The organism is Lentimicrobium sp. S6 (genome assembly GCF_013166635.1).
Taxonomy (GTDB): Bacteria; Bacteroidota; Bacteroidia; order Bacteroidales; family UBA12170; genus UBA12170.
The window spans coordinates 1-681 of sequence record NZ_JABKBZ010000249.1 but is presented as its reverse complement, the minus strand read 5'-3'; the positions used below and the strand labels follow the sequence as shown (position 1 = coordinate 681).

The following is a 681-nucleotide window of genomic DNA, read 5'->3' as shown; positions in this document are numbered from 1 at the left end:
CCCGCTAGCGCGGAAATGTTTTCCGTGCGTATAACAACAAGATAGACAATCAATTTATTAAATTTCCCGCTAGCGCGGATTTGTAATCCGTGCGTATAACATAGTCAAAACCAACAATAAAAATTTCTATCTTTGATTCATGTCAGACAAATACAAAACGCACGAGCCAGATAAGGCCTATTTTATAACAATGACTACGGTAGGCTGGGTTGATATTTTTACTCGGAAAAATCACAAACTTGCCATTGTCGATTCTTTAAAATATTGTCAAGAAAATAAAGGTTTGGTCTTGCCTAAGGCAAGAGGTTGGGTTTTAATGCATAGTCATTTACATCTCCTTTGCAGAGCGGCAGAAGGCTTTAGATTATCGGATATTCTGAGAGATTTTAAGAAATACACATCGAAAAAGATAGTTAGGCAAATAGAAGATGAGCCAGAAAGCAGACGAGAATGGATGTTACCTTTGTTGCATAATTTTTGTAAGCATTTAAAGCGAGAGCAAGAATATAAACTTTGGCAAAGTGGTAATCATGCTAAAGTTATATACACAACAAAGTTCTTTTATGAGAAGTTAAACTATATTCATCAGAATCCAGTTCAAGAAATGCTAGTTGAAAGACCAGAGGAATATTTGTTTAGCACTGCACGGAATTATGCTGAGTTGTCTTTTGTATTGAATGT

At 35.5% G+C, this 681-nt stretch carries 1 protein-coding gene; it reads left to right on the top strand.

The features are described from left to right. Positions 1-139 precede the first annotated feature (139 nt). Positions 140-681: transposase (locus HNS40_RS22585; protein ID WP_172284966.1), on the top strand; the 542-nt coding region annotated here is incomplete at its 3' end.